This window comes from Dysgonomonas massiliensis (assembly GCF_900240225.1).
GTDB lineage: Bacteria > Bacteroidota > Bacteroidia > Bacteroidales > Dysgonomonadaceae > Dysgonomonas > Dysgonomonas massiliensis.
This window is the reverse complement of sequence record NZ_OEPV01000005.1, coordinates 148852-166112: the sequence shown is the minus strand read 5'-3', so window position 1 is coordinate 166112 and position 17261 is coordinate 148852. Positions and strand designations below refer to the sequence as shown.

General features: G+C 35.4%; 9 protein-coding genes. 3 read left to right on the top strand and 6 right to left on the bottom strand.

What is annotated here, in order from left to right; translation table 11 throughout:
- Positions 1-15: 15 nt before the first annotated feature.
- From C1A06_RS06695 to C1A06_RS06685, 3 genes are all read right to left on the bottom strand, one after another.
- Positions 16-3354 carry a SusC/RagA family TonB-linked outer membrane protein gene (locus tag C1A06_RS06695; RefSeq protein ID WP_101689475.1) on the bottom strand — a complete coding sequence of 1113 codons (3339 nt, stop codon included), beginning with the start codon at positions 3352-3354 and terminating at the stop codon, positions 16-18.
- A gap of 193 nt (positions 3355-3547) precedes the next feature.
- The gene (locus C1A06_RS06690; RefSeq protein ID WP_101689474.1) at positions 3548-4549 is read right to left on the bottom strand and encodes a FecR family protein; all 1002 of its coding nucleotides are present in this window, start codon (positions 4547-4549) and stop codon (positions 3548-3550) included.
- A 66-nt stretch (positions 4550-4615) separates the two neighbouring features.
- Positions 4616-5158: an RNA polymerase sigma-70 factor gene (locus C1A06_RS06685; RefSeq protein WP_101689473.1), complete on the bottom strand. Its 543-nt coding sequence runs from the start codon at positions 5156-5158 to the stop codon at positions 4616-4618.
- 223 nt (positions 5159-5381) lie between these two features.
- Here C1A06_RS06685 and C1A06_RS06680 point away from each other — a divergent pair, with 223 nt between their 5' ends.
- Together C1A06_RS06680 and C1A06_RS06675 are read left to right on the top strand one after the other, a co-directional pair.
- Positions 5382-6593, top strand: a complete 1212-nt coding sequence (locus C1A06_RS06680) for an exonuclease SbcCD subunit D (RefSeq protein ID WP_101689472.1) — start codon at positions 5382-5384, stop codon at positions 6591-6593.
- Positions 6590-9673, top strand: a complete 3084-nt coding sequence (locus C1A06_RS06675) for an AAA family ATPase (RefSeq protein ID WP_101689471.1) — start codon at positions 6590-6592, stop codon at positions 9671-9673. The genes C1A06_RS06680 and C1A06_RS06675 overlap by 4 nt, the downstream gene beginning before the upstream one ends.
- Positions 9674-9748: 75 nt before the next feature.
- Here the strand turns inward: C1A06_RS06675 and C1A06_RS06670 are convergent, their stop codons facing one another.
- Complete coding sequence (locus C1A06_RS06670) at positions 9749-11788, bottom strand: glycoside hydrolase family 20 protein (protein ID WP_101689470.1); 2040 nt, start codon at positions 11786-11788, stop codon at positions 9749-9751.
- A gap of 174 nt (positions 11789-11962) precedes the next feature.
- Here C1A06_RS06670 and C1A06_RS06665 point away from each other — a divergent pair, with 174 nt between their 5' ends.
- Complete coding sequence (locus C1A06_RS06665; RefSeq protein WP_101689469.1) at positions 11963-14287, top strand: glycoside hydrolase family 20 protein; 2325 nt, start codon at positions 11963-11965, stop codon at positions 14285-14287.
- 79 nt (positions 14288-14366) lie between these two features.
- Here the strand turns inward: C1A06_RS06665 and C1A06_RS06660 are convergent, their stop codons facing one another.
- Positions 14367-15317, bottom strand: a complete 951-nt coding sequence (locus C1A06_RS06660; protein WP_101689468.1) for a DUF5106 domain-containing protein — start codon at positions 15315-15317, stop codon at positions 14367-14369.
- Between the two features lie 22 nt (positions 15318-15339).
- Positions 15340-17223 carry a helix-turn-helix domain-containing protein gene (locus C1A06_RS06655; RefSeq protein WP_101689467.1) on the bottom strand — a complete coding sequence of 628 codons (1884 nt, stop codon included), beginning with the start codon at positions 17221-17223 and terminating at the stop codon, positions 15340-15342.
- Positions 17224-17261 lie beyond the last annotated feature (38 nt).

Genomic DNA, 17261 nt, shown 5'->3' with positions numbered 1-17261 from the left:
TAGTCAGTTAAATTGTTACAGAGTAAATCTAACATTTAGTCCAAAACTGCGAATGTTTGGCATTAAGAAGTAGTCGATTCCCTGATAGAAAGTACCTACCGAAGAAGTCAGCTGCGGATCGAAAGGAGCTTTATTATAGATCATAAATAGATTACGTCCAGTCAATGATATAGTTAAATTTTTAACGACTCCACAAATAAGAGGTTTCGCAAACATGTATGAAAGAGAAGCCTCTCTCAAACGAATATTAGTGGCATCATATACATAGTTAGAGAGAACTCCTGCGCCTCCACCTACTTGTTGGTAGTAAGATTCAGCATCCATACGAACACCATTAACCAAAACACCGCCATTATCTCTGGCAATAGCACTTGCTTTAGAAGCACCATACGAGTCTAGGATTCCTTGTGTAGCCGAAACAACTTTTCCTCCAATCCGAGCATCAACCAAGAAAGACAAAGAGAATCCTTTATAGGTAAATGTATTATTAAAACCTATGCTGTAATCTGGATTAGAATTACCCGCATAAATAAGACTTTGGTTATCAACCAACATTTGCATTGTATTCGGGTTCACATAAACATAGCCATTACCATCTTTAACGAACGAATTCACGAACATGTCACCTACTGAGCCTCCGACATCTAGATAATTACGAAATGATGCCAAACCTGCTGATGGCTCGATACGATCATAGTTCATCACATCTCCGCTGATTGGATTCTTCTCATTCTTAACCAACTCTTTGATTTTATTTTTATTATAAGTAAAGGTTAACATCGGAGAATAACCTACATTTCCAAACTTAAGATCAGCATCAATCGCAGCTTCAATACCATAGTTATTTACTTTACCGGCATTCACATAAAAGTTTTCGTAACCACTTCCAACCGGAGCTCTAAACTTAAATAGCTGATCAAATGTATTTGAATTATAATAAGTAATATCAAAGCCTAATTTATTATTTAGAAAGCGAGATGTTAATCCTACTTCATACGATCTAGTTCTTTCAAATTTAAGATCAGTAATAGGCAGATCTGCATTAATACTAACACCTCCACCTGGACTAATTGGATAAGACGTAGAAGTGACACCTATCAGGCCAAGAGGTACATTACCAACTTCAGCATAGGAAACTCTAAATTTAGAAAAGCTTAAAATATTTTCAGGTATTTTAATCCACTCTGTAATAATAGTAGATAACCCAACTGAAGGATAGAAGTCGCTATAGCTAGGAGTATTTGCCATCATCGAAGTCCATTCGGCACGTCCAGTCAAATCCAAAAATATTTTACGTTTATAGTCTATTGAAGCACTTAAGAATACGGATTGATTCTCATATCTTCCACCTGCTTGATACTGAGGTTCAGGACTTAAGTTATCTAATGTAAACTTGTTAGGAACAGTAGCTAAAGGAGCACCAAATTCCAGTTTATTAGAATTGGCTGTATAATTATTCTTCGCTCTTGTCAAACTAGCTCCGGCATTAACAACAAATTCAAAATCTGACACTTGTTTCTGAATATTAACGAGAATATCAGCATATTCGCTCTTATTTTCATCTGTTGCGCGCAAAAAGGACCCTTTATCAGACCCAGAGGTTAACAATAGATTTGTACTGGCATAGTTCTTTAGCTCATTTAATTTTGTATTACGATCAATTCTATAACGAGCAGATATATTGATCCAGTCGTTAAATGTATATTTTAAATTTGCCCCTAGTATTAGACGATTATCTTTATAAGTATTGAAATTACGACGTGTTATCCAATATGGATTTTGTATATTTCTTTTCTGATCGCCATACGGCCAGAATTGAGTCGCAAATCCTCTATCTGGATCATAACGTTCAAAAGATTTATATTTATCTATTTCATCTCCACGAGGGAATAAGTAAATAGGTACTATCGGGTTGTAATATTCACCCTGCGATACCATATTTTGACTTCTCTTGTTAGCATACATCATTGTTGCAGCTAGAGTCAAATTGTTGGTAATATCATACATACCATTATATGTAACGTTATATCTGTCTATCTTGTTGTTATGTATTATACCATCAGCATTGTAAGCCGCAAGCGATATGTAAGTTTTATTTTTCTCATTTCCGAATTGCAGTCCTACACTATTTGAAAAACTTACTCCAGTATCAAAAAAGTCTGCCGGATCATAATTTTTATTATTAGCTAATTTTGGCCCCCAGCTAGAAAATTCTCCAGGACGGCTTCCATACGAATTTTGTAATTCCGGTAAGAGAGCTGGAGTATAAAAGTCTGTATAATGAGAGAATGTAATTCTTGGTTTACCATCTTTTAGTCCTCCCTGTTTGGACGTCAACATTATAACACCATTTGCAGCTTGTCCTCCATAAAGAGCTGCTGCTGATGGACCTGTCAATACAGTAATTTCTTCGAAGTCTTCCATATTCAAACTCGAGATACCATCACCTTCATCTACACCTCCATATTGTCCATTAGAAGTTCCTCCTCTTCTTGGGAGTAAATCTGGTAAAGGAATACCATCTAAAACATAAAGTGCATTATTGTTTCCTCCATCACTGACTGATTTACTACCACGCATAACTACTTTCGTAGAGCCTCCGATTCCCGAAGCACCTTGATTAACCGTAACACCTGCTATTTTACCGACCAAAGCATTTGGCACACTGACTTCTTTTGTGTTTAGAAGATCATCTCCTTTCAATTTTTGCACATTATAAGTTAGCGCTTTATCTGAACGTTTGATACCTAGAGCAGTAACAACAACCTCATCCAAAACTCGATTATTTTCTTTAAGAAGTATATCTAACGTAGTTTCATTCTCATTCAGTACTATTTCTTGAGGAATAAATCCTACATAAGAGATTAGCAATATTGATCCTACGGGAGCTTTCAATGTAAAAGCTCCATCAATATCTGTTATGGTTCCAATATTTCGGTTACCTTTAATCGATACACTGGCTCCGATAATTGTTTCGCCAGCCTCATCAACTATAACGCCCTTGTATTCTTTGGGTGCTGATTGAGTAACTTCTTTCACTATAAGGATTTGTTTTCCTTGAATTTTGAAAGTTACATCAGTATTTTTTAGTATATTAGTCAACGCTTGCTGAAGGGTCAGATCTTTTGTTTTTTCAACAATAGTCTTATCAACATCTACTAAAGATTCATTGTAAGCTATTGTGTAATTAGTTTGCTTCTCGATTTCTTCAAAAGCAGTTCGAATAGTCATTTGCTCTTTAGAAAACTTTATTTTCTGATCTTGAGCATTTAAATTGATTGATAGGAATAATAAGAGTATTACATAAGTCGTTATTTTCCTAAATTGTCGGAATAAACAATTTATTATTTTCATACTTTTGTTAAAGTGTTTTTGGTGAATATTAGTTTAAATTCAGGGTATTCTGTTATTTGAACGGTTAAAATTCATCGATTTCAAGCCAGGGAGGTTATTGCATCAGGCTCTCTGGCTCTTTTCTTCATAGCATATTATTTTTCATTATGGTTTCTTAGTATAGATTTCTATTGGGCCTTTTTATTTCATTTTCTTAATATATATAAACATTATTTGCTTCTACTTTGTATCTCATTCCTGGTATTAATTGTTGTAAAACCGACATACTTTCTAGTAAGCTTTCATCATTCTTAAATTTAGCAGTCACATACTGGTGGTCAAACTTATCCGTATTGAGACGTATATTCACATCGTACTTTCTTTCCAATATTTGGGATATATCACGTATATTTAGACTTTCTACCATCAGATAACCATTCTGCCAAGCGACGGTATTCTCTACATTAACCATTTTGACAATTGTTTCTCCAGTCGTCCGGTCTAGCAAGATTTGCTCTTCAGGAAATAATATTATTGGCTTTGTACCTTTATTCTTTAGTGTTACACTAACTTTGCCGGTTTCCAACGTTGTTGTTATTCTCTCGCTCGTATGATAAGAAGACACATTGAATACTGTCCCCAAAACTTCAATATCCATATCTACAGTCTTCACTATGAATGGTTGTTCTTCTTTATGCGTTACTGAGAACAAAGCTTCACCATTCAGATATAGATCTCGAGTTTTTCCTGAAAATGTTTTGGGATAGATCAATAAACTACCCGAATTGAGTTTTACTATTGATGAATCGGGTAAGACGACTTCTCGAACTTCTCCATAAGGTACAAAGTATTCAACCAATTCCACCGATCCGGCTGATCCTTTACTATTCTCAACATATATATAGGCAGTTACAATCGAGATGAAAGGTATGACAAGAATAGATGCTATTCGTAGTAATCTGCGATATAGAGGAATAGTATTTTTCGAACGAATTGGTTCTTCATATCCCAATATAACTCGCTGCTTAAACTGAGTAAATGAGTCTTCTGTAGATTGGTCAGAAGCAATATCTAATTCGTCCCATACTTCACGAAGCACTTCATCTTTTTCTTCAACTGATTTCTTATTTTTCAGCCAGCTAGCAAAAAACACACGAGTTTGAGGAGCTTGTGTATTATAAAAATATTTCCTTATAATCTGACGTATTTGCGACATAACTTCCTGCTTTTATATATAAGACAAGCGAAGAAGCCTTTACACCCAATCGAAAATTTAAAAAATTTAAAAAATAAATGCTGTTATAAAATTTAAAGTTTTCCGAATCTGCTTCAATGCTAAGTTTATATGATTTTCGACAGTTTTTTTTGATATATTAAGTTTTTCAGCGATCTCTTCGTTTTTAACATTTTCGTATCTACTCATTTCAAAGATTCTTTTCCTTTGTTCAGGCATTTTTTCAACTTCGAGCATAATCAGCAATTTCATCTCATTTGCATCCAATTGATCCTCTAACGAAAAATCAAACTCTACTTTGTAATCTTGAACATAATTTCTTTCAACATACTTATGTTCAATATGGTTGATCGCAATATTTTTAGACATTCTATATAAATACGAACTCAAAGTTCGTAAATCTGACAATTCAGACCTATTCCTCCATATCTTTTCAAATACATCCTGAGATAATTCTTCTGCTATAGCCTCTGATTTAACAAGATGTGCTATAAAATATTTCATTTTTGGGAAATACTTCATAAAAACATAACGGAAAGCATCGTGATCTCCTAATGCTAATCTCTGTATGTATTCACCTTCATTTATCATTCGATATTATTCCGACTTATTCGTATAATTTCTTAAATATCTGCTAAGGTAGTAAGAATAAATAAACTTTAACAATTTGTTAAATAAAGTTTATTAATCCAAAATCAATCTATGAAGACGAAATATTAGACACCAAGACTAAGGCCATATTCTAAACCATTATCTTTATTTTTATTAAATTTGATGGAGATAATCTAGTTTATCAAATTTAGGAATAGTAAGTATGAAGTTAATACATACAACCGATTGGCATATAGGTCAATATTTCTTCGGATATGATAGAAAAGAAGAACATATTTACTTCTTCGATTGGCTGAAAAAGACCATTAAAGGCCATCAAGTAGATGTACTCCTCGTTGCTGGCGATATTTTCGACAGCCCGAATCCTTCTGCCGAATCGCAAAAAATATATTATCGTTTTCTGCGTGAAGTCACAGCCGAAAATTCCGATCTGCAAATTATTATCATAGCTGGCAACCATGACTCAGCAGGTCGATTGGAAGCTCCTACACCTTTGCTCGAAGAGATGAATATTCATGTAAAGGGAGTAGTCCGAAAAACAGTAGAAGGAGAAATTGATTATCATCAATTACTTGTTCCTATATACAAGGAGGACGAAATACGAGCTTGGTGTTTGACTGTGCCTTATCTTCGCCAGGGAGATTATCCAAATGCTGAGAGCTACTCAAAAGGAGTTACTGCACTCTATGATAAGCTACACTCTGAATTGCAACTAGTGAAAGACAATGATATACCTGTTGTGGTTATGGGACATCTGCAAGCAACTGGATCGGAAGTTTCGGAAAATGATCGATCGGAACGAACTATTATCGGAGGTCTGGAATGTATATCGCCCGAAGTATTTGACAGATCGGATATTGTGTATACAGCGTTAGGGCATTTACATAAAGCACAACGCGTATCGGGAAGAGAAAATGTGCGTTATTCGGGAAGTCCCTTGCCCATGTCTTTTTCTGAGAAATATTATAAACAAGGGGTTAACCTTATTGAGATCGAAAATAATAAGCTAAAAAGCATCGAACGTATAGATTTCGCGCCTCTAGCTGGTTTAATAAGCTTACCGAAAGAGCCTAGGCCTTTAGCTGACGTATTAGAGGAGATAAGAGCTCTACCCGATGGGGAGATTACAAAATCATCCCCTTACTTGGAATTGAAAGTCTTACTGACAGAGCCCGAACCCTCGATGCGTAATCAGATAGAAGTAGCGTTGCAAGGTAAAGCCGTTCGGCTGGCGAGTGCTGTTCCTTTCAGAGTAAAGTCTGATCGGGAAGCTAAAGCGATTACTTACGAAGAGTTAAAGACTATCAATCCGATAGAGATGGCAGACGATATCTATGCGCGTCGTTATGGGAGTGAAATGCCCGATAAAATGAAATCTTTGTTACAAACTGTGATACACGAAATCAATATATGAAAATATTAGCAATCAGAGGAAAGAACTTAGCTTCGCTGGAAGGCGAGTTTGAGATTGATTTTACAGAAGAGCCGCTAAAATCATCGGGAATATTTGCTATTACCGGGCAAACTGGCGCCGGCAAATCGACTATTCTGGATGCACTCTGTCTTGCTTTTTTCGACAATGCTCCGAGATTGAACAAAGCCGAAGTTTCTGTCAACGTACACGATATAGAAGACAAAACTATTACGCAAAAAGATAGCCGAAACATACTCAGAAGAGGTACAAGTGAAGGATATGCAGAAGTCGATTTTATAGCACTCAATGGAGACAAGTATCGTTCGAGATGGATGGTAAGACGTGCTCGTGGGAAAGCTGATGGAGCATTACAAGCGACTTCTATTAAACTTGACAATTTAACTACAAACAAGGAAGAACAAGGCACTAAGAGTAATTTACTTAGCCGTATTATTGAACTGATCGGTTTGACTTTCGATCAATTTACACGTGCTGTGTTACTCGCACAAGGTGATTTTGCCAATTTCCTCAAAGCCAAATCAAGCGAAAAAGCAGAATTACTGGAAAAACTTACTGGAACAGAAATATATTCCAAGATATCAGTTTCTATTTATCAGAAAACGACCGAAGCAAAGCATGCTTTCGATCTGGTTATGCAACGGATGAAAGATATTAAGCTTCTATCGGATGAAGAATTGGATGTTCTTATAAATGAACGGAAAGCAAAGAAAGAGGAATTAGAACCATTCAAAATACAGACTAGGCAAATTGATAAAAAACTAGCATGGATCAAACAAGATGAACAATTGAAGCTAGAGCTCAGTCAAGCTGAGAAATCGTTTGACGCTATTCTACTGAATATACGAGACGCTAGCCCGCGTTACGAGTACATGGATATGATAGACAAATCTCTTGAGATTAGAGATTCATATATCGAATGTTTCAATAAAAGTCAAGAGCAGAAAAGAATACAAGCTGAAATAGAAAACAATGAGGCAAGCCTAATCAAAACATCTGAACAACTAGCAAATATTACTAAGAACCTAATTAATGCAAAATCGGCTTTAGAAGAAACAGACACAAAATACAACAGCATAAAGCCTGATATAAATCTAGCTAAAGAGCTTGATTTGAAAATCCGTACATCGATTGAGAAATTGTCGGAATTGAAACATGAATTGGAGACTTACAGAAAACAATTTTCAGCTTCCGAACAAACTATAACGAGCCTAAAAGAATCACGGGATAAAGTAGCCAAAGAAAAGACACAACTGGAAAAATGGTTTTCAGAAAATGATAAATATAAAACCATTGTCATGAAGGTAGATCTGATCGAAAATCTGATAAACAGCACCTATTCTGCTCGAAAACAAAAAGATAATGCGTCGGAAAGTTTGAGTACAAACAGATCCATGTTATCCACTTACCTAAAACAGCTAAAAGGTCTAGAAGATGAAGCTGAACGATTGAATAATCTTCTTCCTACAGAGATAATCAATCTTCGGCATAAACTGATAGAAGGAGAATCTTGCCCAGTATGTGGTAGCATCCATCATCCTTTCAAAGCTAATATAGAGCAATCGCAAAAAATAAACGAAGAAGAACTGGAAGCAAATAAGCAAAAAGTACAAAACAATATTGACAAACTAAAACTTCAGATTGAGCAAGCCCAGAAAGGCATTACTGAATTCGAAACTTACATCAAAAATTTTGAAGAGCAATATGTCAATTCTTATAATGGTCTGAAAGATAATTTAAGCTTGATATCGGATTGGGAAACCATGCTAGAAGCTGGAACTTTAGGGAGAGATCTGACTCGTTTAGCCTCTATGTGGAATGACAATAAAAAAAGATTGGAAGGTTCTGCATTAACACTTGAAAATATTTCGGCGAAGCTCGTTACTGAAGAGAAAGCGCAAACTCCGATTAAGGATACCTTATCGAATAAAGAAAAAGCATATCGGATAGAAGAAGATCTTCACAATAAGAACAAAGAACAACGCAGGTTACTTTTAAATGGGAAAGCGGTAGAAGATGTTGAAAAAGAGTATACCAACACAAGAGAGGCTCAGGCAAAACAACTGGATAAACTGAATGCCGAGAAAGAAAAGATCGAAGTTCAAAAATCTGCTCTCAACGGAAAGACAGAACAACAAAAACAGATTTCAGAGGTCAATAAGAATGAAATAGAGCATCTTAAAACTCATATCCAAGAATGGCTTCGAAATGAGAAGCATCAGATAACTGCTGAAATATTGAAAGATCTGATTTCTAAATCAAGAGATTGGATCAATCAGGAGAAACAATATCTTTCTGAAATACAAAACAAACGACTTACTGCAGAGGCTACATTGAATGAACGTAGAAATCGAATTCTTAAACATTCAGAATCAGAAGATAAGCCAACAGAAGAGGAAACTGGAGATTTTCTGTCTTCAAAATTGAATAATATAGCAGAACAAACTGAAAATATAAGCAAACGATTGTCTGAGATCGAAGTTGCTCTTTTAAGTCATGAGAAGGGAAAAGAGCAGATCAAAACATTTGAGAAAGAAAAGGATGAAAAATCAGAACTTTATGAAAATTGGTCGAAACTGAATGATCTTCTAGGCTCAGCTAACGGGAATAAGTTTAAAACGATCGCCCAAGGATATACTTTGGATATATTGCTTAGCTACGCAAATAAGCACCTTCAGGAATTGACGAAACGTTATAGCCTTGAGAAAATTCCCGATACATTGGCTCTCCAAGTCGTAGATAATGATATGTTGGGAGAAGTTCGTTCTGTACATTCTTTATCGGGTGGAGAATCTTTCTTGATATCATTGGCACTTGCTCTTGGCCTTTCGTCTCTTTCGTCGAACAAGATGAAAATTGAATCGCTTTTCATTGACGAAGGCTTCGGAGCCTTGGATATTGACACCCTCAGCGTAGCCATGGATGCATTGGATAATCTGCAAACACAAGGAAGAAAAATCGGCGTAATATCTCACGTAGAAGAAATGAAAGAACGGATAACTACACAAATTCAGGTAATCAAATCAGCCAATGGCAGAAGTTCTGTTAAGATTATCGGATAAATATATTTATAGGTAAAACATTAACAATGTACAAGAAAAAGACTTACACAAAATGTAAGTCTTTTTCAAATATAGTCATCGTATAATTATTTCGTCGGTAAATAACCACGCCCCTGCTCTATCTACAATCTTTGCACTGTATTTAACATAACGAGCCTCAGCATTACCATTCCATCCGAAATCTTTCAAATGATATCCCGTTATCTCCTCTGATAAGTCGTGTGTTACAGTAGTCAGAAATTCGAAATCTTTATTATCTTTCGACACATAAATATCAACTTGCGTAGGGAACCATATCCAAGCATGGTATTGTTGCATAAATGTTGCTTGAATGCTGTGAATAGGCATTACTTTCTCCAGATCTATAACGACTTCGAAATCTGATTCCAGTACAGCTTGCCATCTTTTATCTCCATACGACCATGTGCCAAGCTTTCCGTCTGTCAGAGTTTTATCCCCCATAGCGGCATATGATTCATGATATTTATTTGTATAAGATACTGGCTTGTTTAATGCCAAATGATTAACATCTTCAAACGACTCCTTACGTTCCCCTACCTCATTGGCTATATCATATGCATTGACACCTTTTGATCTTAGATTACTTATAGCCGGAATAACTCTTTCTCTGAAACTTTCCAAATCCTTATTGCCTGGATATGTCCAAGCTACTTCGGCTAAAGCCAACAATCTCGGATACATCATCATCTCTGTGTGTTCGTCAGTCACTATCCATTCACGCCATAAGTTGGCTTGAACACCCAATATATATATCGAATCTTCTTTCAGAATATCAGGTATAGGATTATATCCATAAACTTTATTCAGAGGCAAATAACCAGACATGGCATCGGGCTGAGTTGGCGGAGCATCTTGATAACTATCGAAATAACAATATTCCCCAGGTGTCATAACTACATTATGTCCTGATTGTGCAGCTTTAATACCTCCTTTTTCTCCTCTCCACGACATGATTGTTGCACTAGGAGCTATGCCGCCTTCCAGAATCTCATCCCAACCCAATAGCTTTTTCCCTTTCTCATTCAAGAATTTTTCAATTCTTACTACAAGATAACTTTGCAATTCATATTCATCTTTAAGCTTATTCTCAGCTTTACGAGCTTGACATTTCTTACAATTTCTCCAAGCATCTTGTCCGGCTTCATCGCCACCTATATGGATATATTCAGATGGGAAAAGCTCAATTACTTCAGATAATACATTTTCCAAGAAAACGAACGTTTCCTCATTTCCGATACAAAACTCCGAATTCATTCCTCCTTTACCATAACATGACAAATGAGGATATACTGCCAACACTTCTTCTGAATGAGCCGGCATTTCTATTTCGGGAATTACCGTGATAAAGCGTTCTTTTGCGTACTGAACTATATCTTTCACCTCTTCTTGAGTATAATATCCACCATAAGCCGTTGGATGATCTTTCGTACAGAAAGGCTTTCCATTTTCACCCCATTTGCGATAATCTTGTATAGGTCTCCACGCTGCTTTTTCGGTTAGCTCGGGATATTTCTTTATTTCTAATCTCCAACCGGCACCATCGGTCAGATGCCAATGGAAAGTATTCAATTTGAAATAAGCCATCACATCCAATTGCTTCTTTATAAATTCGACTGAAGCAAAATGCCTTGACACATCTAACATAAATCCTCGATATTCAAATCGCGGCTTATCTTCAATTACCATGCAAGGTATCGTATGATCTTCGTTTACGTCATATAATTGTAAAAAAGATTGTATTCCATAGAAGATCCCTCTTCCATCTTTAGCTTCGATGGAAATATCATCTTCTGAAATCGTCAACTTATAAGCTTCATCATCGAAAGAATCATTAGTCAACAGTTTAATTATTGCATCCGTTTTCTCATCAATAGGTGTAGTCGCAATATACGTATCAAAATAATTAAGGATTACATTTTTCTCTTCATCTTTCAGATCAGTATAAACTTTCGGACTGGCAATCAATTGGAAAGAGCCACTTACAACTTTAGTTCTGAAAGGTTCTGGAATGATAGATTTACTATATTCAACATGTTTATCACACGAATAGAAAAACAACAAGGTACTACACAGTAGTAAATAAAAATATTTCATGGTTATTTGATTCAGATTTATAATTTTATTATTCTAGTCAGTATTATTTAAGTATAACTTATCAACCGATTATACGATTACAAAACATTTGGGTATTCAAAATAATACAGATATATTTGTCATTATCATAAATCATAATACCCAAAATAACATCTTTTTAATACACCCAAGTTTATGAAATACAAATACAAGTATCTCTTTGTTCTCAGTTTTATATTTTTTCTGATCAGTTGTGGACAAACTAAAAAAGTCGATGCGACTTATAACATTGTCCCCAAAATACAAAAAATAGAACTTCGCAATGCTGAAAGTTTCGTCCTTAACAATACTACGAAGATAGTACATTCGGCAGAGAATAAAAAGACTGCTGATCTTTTGGCAGAGTACATAAAGTTAAACACTGGAATCACAGTCAGCGTCACAGATCAAAAAATTGATCAAAACTCTATTATTCTAAAAAATGAAAATGTTTCGGATAATCCGGAAGCATATAAAATAGCTGTCACAAAAGATCAAATAATTATTGACGGAACCTCAGAAGCTGGCGTTTTCTATGGTGTTCAAACCTTACGTAAAGCTATACCTGCAGGCAAAAATATCGGTTCGGTCGAATTTAAAGCTGTATCTATCGAAGATTTTCCTCGCTTCAGCTATCGTGGAATGCACATGGATGTAGCTAGACATATGTTTTCGATAGATTCGATAAAGATTTACATCGACATGTTGGCCATGCACAATATCAATCGTTTTCATTGGCACTTAACTGATGACCAAGGCTGGCGTTTGGAAATAAAAAAATACCCTGAACTAACAAAAATTGGCTCGATGAGAGAACAAACTGTTATCGGTAAAAATAGTGGTGTTTATGATGGTCAACCATACGGAGGTTACTATACGCAAGAAGAAGTTAAGGAAATTATCCAATACGCTAAAGATCGTTTCATCACAGTAATTCCTGAAGTAGACTTACCGGGACATATGCTTGCAGCATTGACAACATACCCAAATTTAGGCTGTACAGGAGGTCCTTACAAAGTAGCTCAAACTTGGGGCGTATTTGACGACGTGCTTTGTGCTGGCAATGATGATATATACCCTTTCCTCGAAGATATTTTTGATGAAGTCATCGAATTATTCCCATCCGAGTATATTCATATTGGCGGCGATGAATGCCCAAAAGCACATTGGGAAAAATGTCCTAAATGTCAGGCTAAAATAAAAGAATTAGGTTTAAAAGCAGACAAAAGCCATACTGCCGAGCAAAGATTGCAAAGCTATGTAATACAACGTATTGAAAAATACATCAACGACAAAGGACGTAAGATAATAGGTTGGGACGAAATTCTGGAAGGTGGTATAGCACCAAATGCCACTATCATGTCTTGGCGTGGTACAGAAGGTGGACTAATCGCTGCACAACAAGGGCATGACGCGATTATGACTCCTACATCATTCATGTATTTCGATTATTATCAATCAGCTAACCTAAACGACGAATATTTTGGAATCGGAGGATTTGTTCCAGTCGAAAAAGTATATAGCTACGAGCCTGTAGCAGAAGAATTGCCATTAGACAAACAAAAACATATTCTAGGTGTTCAAGCTAATTTATGGTCTGAATACATCAAGAGTTTCAAACAGGCACAACATATGGTTCTACCACGTATGGCGGCACTATGTGAGGTACAATGGACTATGCCTGACAAAAAAGACTATGCAGACTTTTTACCTCGACTCGCTAATTTGACAAAATTGTATGATTACTACGGCTATAATTATGCAACATATATTTTCGACATTACTGCCGACTACGCGTTCAATTCTGAAAGTAAAGACGCAACTTTAACGCTTTCTACCTTCGACAATGCTCCGATATACTACACTACAGATGGCAGTGTTCCTTCTAGTAGTAGTACTTTATATGAATCTCCAATTCAGATAAATAAGACTACTAACATCAAAGCAATTGCATTACGTGATAACGGATATTCAAATAGTAGAATATATGAAAAAAACATCGATCTGAATAAGGCTACATTCAAACCTATAACTTTGGATCCTCAGCCATGGAAAAATCATGCATATGGTGGTGCTCCAGTTTTAGTTGATGGAGAATTAGGTTCGGGAGTGTACTCTGATGGCACATGGATCGGATACGATAGTGATGTAACTGCTACGATAGATCTTGAAGAAGCTCAACTAGTTTCAAAAATAACACTTGGTACATTTATCGATCCTGCCAGTTGGATTTTTAACCTCGAAGAATTAATCGTTGAAACTTCAATGGATAATAAAAATTTCACTCAAGTATTTTCACAGAAATACCCACCTGTTGCCGATGGTATCCACGTTGGGCCTTCATCTGTAGAGGCTAAGTTTGACGAGACAAAGGCTAAGTTTGTCAAAATTACAGCTAAGCGCATAAGTGCTCAACCTGAATGGGCAGCTGGTCCAAAACATACAGGACATCTGTTCATTGACGAGATAAAAATCGACTAAGGTAATTTATTAATTATATATGAAAAGGCGGTCTTTGAAGTTTTTCAAAGACCGCCTTTTTTATAGGCAAGAACACTAATTAATTCTTTTCTTGATTATCAATCCAACCAAGCAATTCTGACAATTCGGGATCTTTCAGTATCACTTTTTTATCTTTATCCAATAGATACATCATTGGCATGACATCCAAAGAATATATTCTTTTACGCGTAATTTGTTGTTCTATGTCATAAGCTTTGATCCATGTAGAAGGTAGCTTTTCAATATCATTTTTCCATTGTTCGAATTTATCTTCCACACAAACAGCTAATACTTTTATCTTTTTTTGTTCAATATACGAATTCAATAAAGTGTGTTTATTGAAGATATCCACATAATTGCTACAAACATTACAATCAGGATCATAAAAGAATAAAATTGTATATTGTGCATTCGTTTTATAAAGACTCCCAACTTTACCCGAAGCCAGTATAAATTGGAAATCATTAGCTTTCTGCCCTACTCTATTTTTATTTATCATTTCCAGATCGAAATGTATTCTCTCTTTGAGAGCCATATCTAACCTGGGATAGTCACTGGTGATCACACTTCGAGCTAACAGTCTGTATAACCTCTCACTCCTGACAGGCGAATTCGAATTGTTTGTATATCTAGTAAATACATCAATCAGATAGTTAAATAAAACACCGCTACTATCTGTTGAAACTCCAGCTAAAAAATTCGCAACAGATTTATTTACAAGCAACGTATCGTCTGAAGTTCTTAACATATCAATATAGTCTACTATCGCCTGATCTGTTACTTTGGGATAATGCACATACGATGTATCGTTAAAATCCATTTGACTCCAATAGTTCTCGATCAGATAATTTATCCTTGCAGCATCATCTACTATCAAATCGGGAATTTCGGGCATAACAAATACCTTTTGCGTAGTAGTACTTTCTACTTTAATCTCATTTTTCTTACAACTGATTATACCGATCAGAAGTAAAGTACAAATTCCCCCTACTCTCCAATAAATTTTCATAATACGAATAATTTAGATTGTCTTATCTGGACAGATTTGTGTTATCTCTGATTTTTTTATCTTCCAATATACTTCTCAGCTCACTTGGAGTCATTCCGTATATTTCTTTAAATGCATTGTAGAACGTTGCCCGTGAATGAAAACCCGACTCTTCGAGAACATCTGATATTGTTTTATTCTTATTATTTACAATCAGGTTATAAGCATATTTGATACGATAAGTATATATAAATTCGTTGAATGTTTTGCCAGTTTGGTCTTTTATGGCTTCTATCAGATATTGCCTATTAGTACCAATTTTAGGAGCAACATCTTCTCTTGATATTCTAGGATCTAAGAATGCTTGAGTTGTCAATAAATATTTATCTAAGGCCTTGATTATCGATATTTGCTGATTTTCCTTTTCATTAACCTCTTCTTTTTCAACTTGAGTTTCATCAAGACCAACATTTATCGACTGCAGTTTCAATATCTCAACATTCCGTGCTTCTATTTCCTTATACTGCTTATACAACGATATATTCTTATCCTTCAATAGCTTTTTATTTCGCCAAATGATAATAGCAATAATGATAACCAATACGAAAGATATGCCAAACACAAGTAACAGCTTTTGAGTATTCTTTAATCTTAAATTAGCTTCACTTATTGCGAGTTTAGCTTCGGCCAAATCATATCTCGATTCCATTTCGGCAAATTCTTTCGAAAAGTTGACCGCATTAATCGAGTCATTTACATTATACAGATCGTAGAGGATATCGTAGGCATCTTTACTTCTTCCTTCTTCGTTTAATGCTCTTGATAAAAGAATATGGGATTTCATATAGGTGTATGTGTGCTCTTCGGCAGTAACCCTATCGGTCATTGATTTTGCTATATTTTTAGCCTGATCGAAATTGCCTACTGACAAATAATATTCAATTTCTACAGTATAATATATATCGAAATCCTGATGAATAGAGCTTCCACTGATTGTGGGTACATATTTTTTCACTTCATCCAGATCTTTACGAGCTTTTTTATAGTCTTTAAGATAAACGTTTGCTAATGCAGAATAACATAATATTCTATTTTTCATAAAATTATAAACAAAATCATCACTGGAATTATCGCCATGCAATATTTTAACTTGTCTATACTCGTCTTCTATCTTATTTTTCAGTTCTTGGGATAAATCGGATGCTTCTTGATACCGCTTCAACGCATTATATGCAATTACGGCTCCTTCCATTGATGAATAATAGCGGTATTTACCAATGTAAGTATCCTTCGATTTATTCTCTTTTTCTACTTCTTTTTCAATTTCATCTGCTTTCAGGAAACAATCTAAAGCTTCGGAGTTCTTCTTTGTATACAGATAAGCAATGCCCATAAGGCTATAAGCCTGACTTTTGAAATCTTGCGTAGAATTTATAATTGGATCATTCATCGCCTTATTCAACTCATTCAGGGCTATATTGTATTTGCCTTCGTCGATATATATAGTAACCTTAGTAGCTACTACAACTATTTTGGCGCGCTGAAACTTTATTTTGTCTTTTTTGCTTAGACTGCTATAGTCACCCTCCTCCATCAAGCGATTAAGAGATTTATTAGTACGATCGAGATAGACTTTCATTGAATCCCTGTCTCCGACAATAGCATAGTAATATATATATTTCCGATTAGCTAAAACCTGATAAAATAAATTATTTTCTATAGCTGATTGCAATTCCAGCGCTTTAATCAGCTCTATATTAGCAGGATGCAGATCGACATAATCGTTGAGTAATTCCAACTGCTTGCTTTTCTCAGTATTGCGAACAATCAATAGTAAGCTATCTGCTTCAAGCTTGGTGTCATCAGCATACAATAGAAAAGGAAATAATAATAAAAAAAATAGTGTAAAGGCGTAAGATCTACTCATGATATGGGTATAGCTTATTAATTGCGTAGCTTAATGTT

What these genes read in the sequence shown, in the direction of transcription:
- C1A06_RS06695 (WP_101689475.1), bottom strand. Translation starts at nt 3,354, where the DNA reads ATGAAAATAATAAATTGTTTATTCCGACAATTTAGGAAAATAACGACT.
- C1A06_RS06690 (WP_101689474.1), bottom strand. Translation starts at nt 4,549, where the DNA reads ATGTCGCAAATACGTCAGATTATAAGGAAATATTTTTATAATACACAA.
- C1A06_RS06685 (WP_101689473.1), bottom strand. Translation starts at nt 5,158, where the DNA reads ATGATAAATGAAGGTGAATACATACAGAGATTAGCATTAGGAGATCAC.
- C1A06_RS06680 (WP_101689472.1), top strand. Translation starts at nt 5,382, where the DNA reads ATGAAGTTAATACATACAACCGATTGGCATATAGGTCAATATTTCTTC.
- C1A06_RS06675 (WP_101689471.1), top strand. Translation starts at nt 6,590, where the DNA reads ATGAAAATATTAGCAATCAGAGGAAAGAACTTAGCTTCGCTGGAAGGC.
- C1A06_RS06670 (WP_101689470.1), bottom strand. Translation starts at nt 11,788, where the DNA reads ATGAAATATTTTTATTTACTACTGTGTAGTACCTTGTTGTTTTTCTAT.
- C1A06_RS06665 (WP_101689469.1), top strand. Translation starts at nt 11,963, where the DNA reads ATGAAATACAAATACAAGTATCTCTTTGTTCTCAGTTTTATATTTTTT.
- C1A06_RS06660 (WP_101689468.1), bottom strand. Translation starts at nt 15,317, where the DNA reads ATGAAAATTTATTGGAGAGTAGGGGGAATTTGTACTTTACTTCTGATC.
- C1A06_RS06655 (WP_101689467.1), bottom strand. Translation starts at nt 17,223, where the DNA reads ATGAGTAGATCTTACGCCTTTACACTATTTTTTTTATTATTATTTCCT.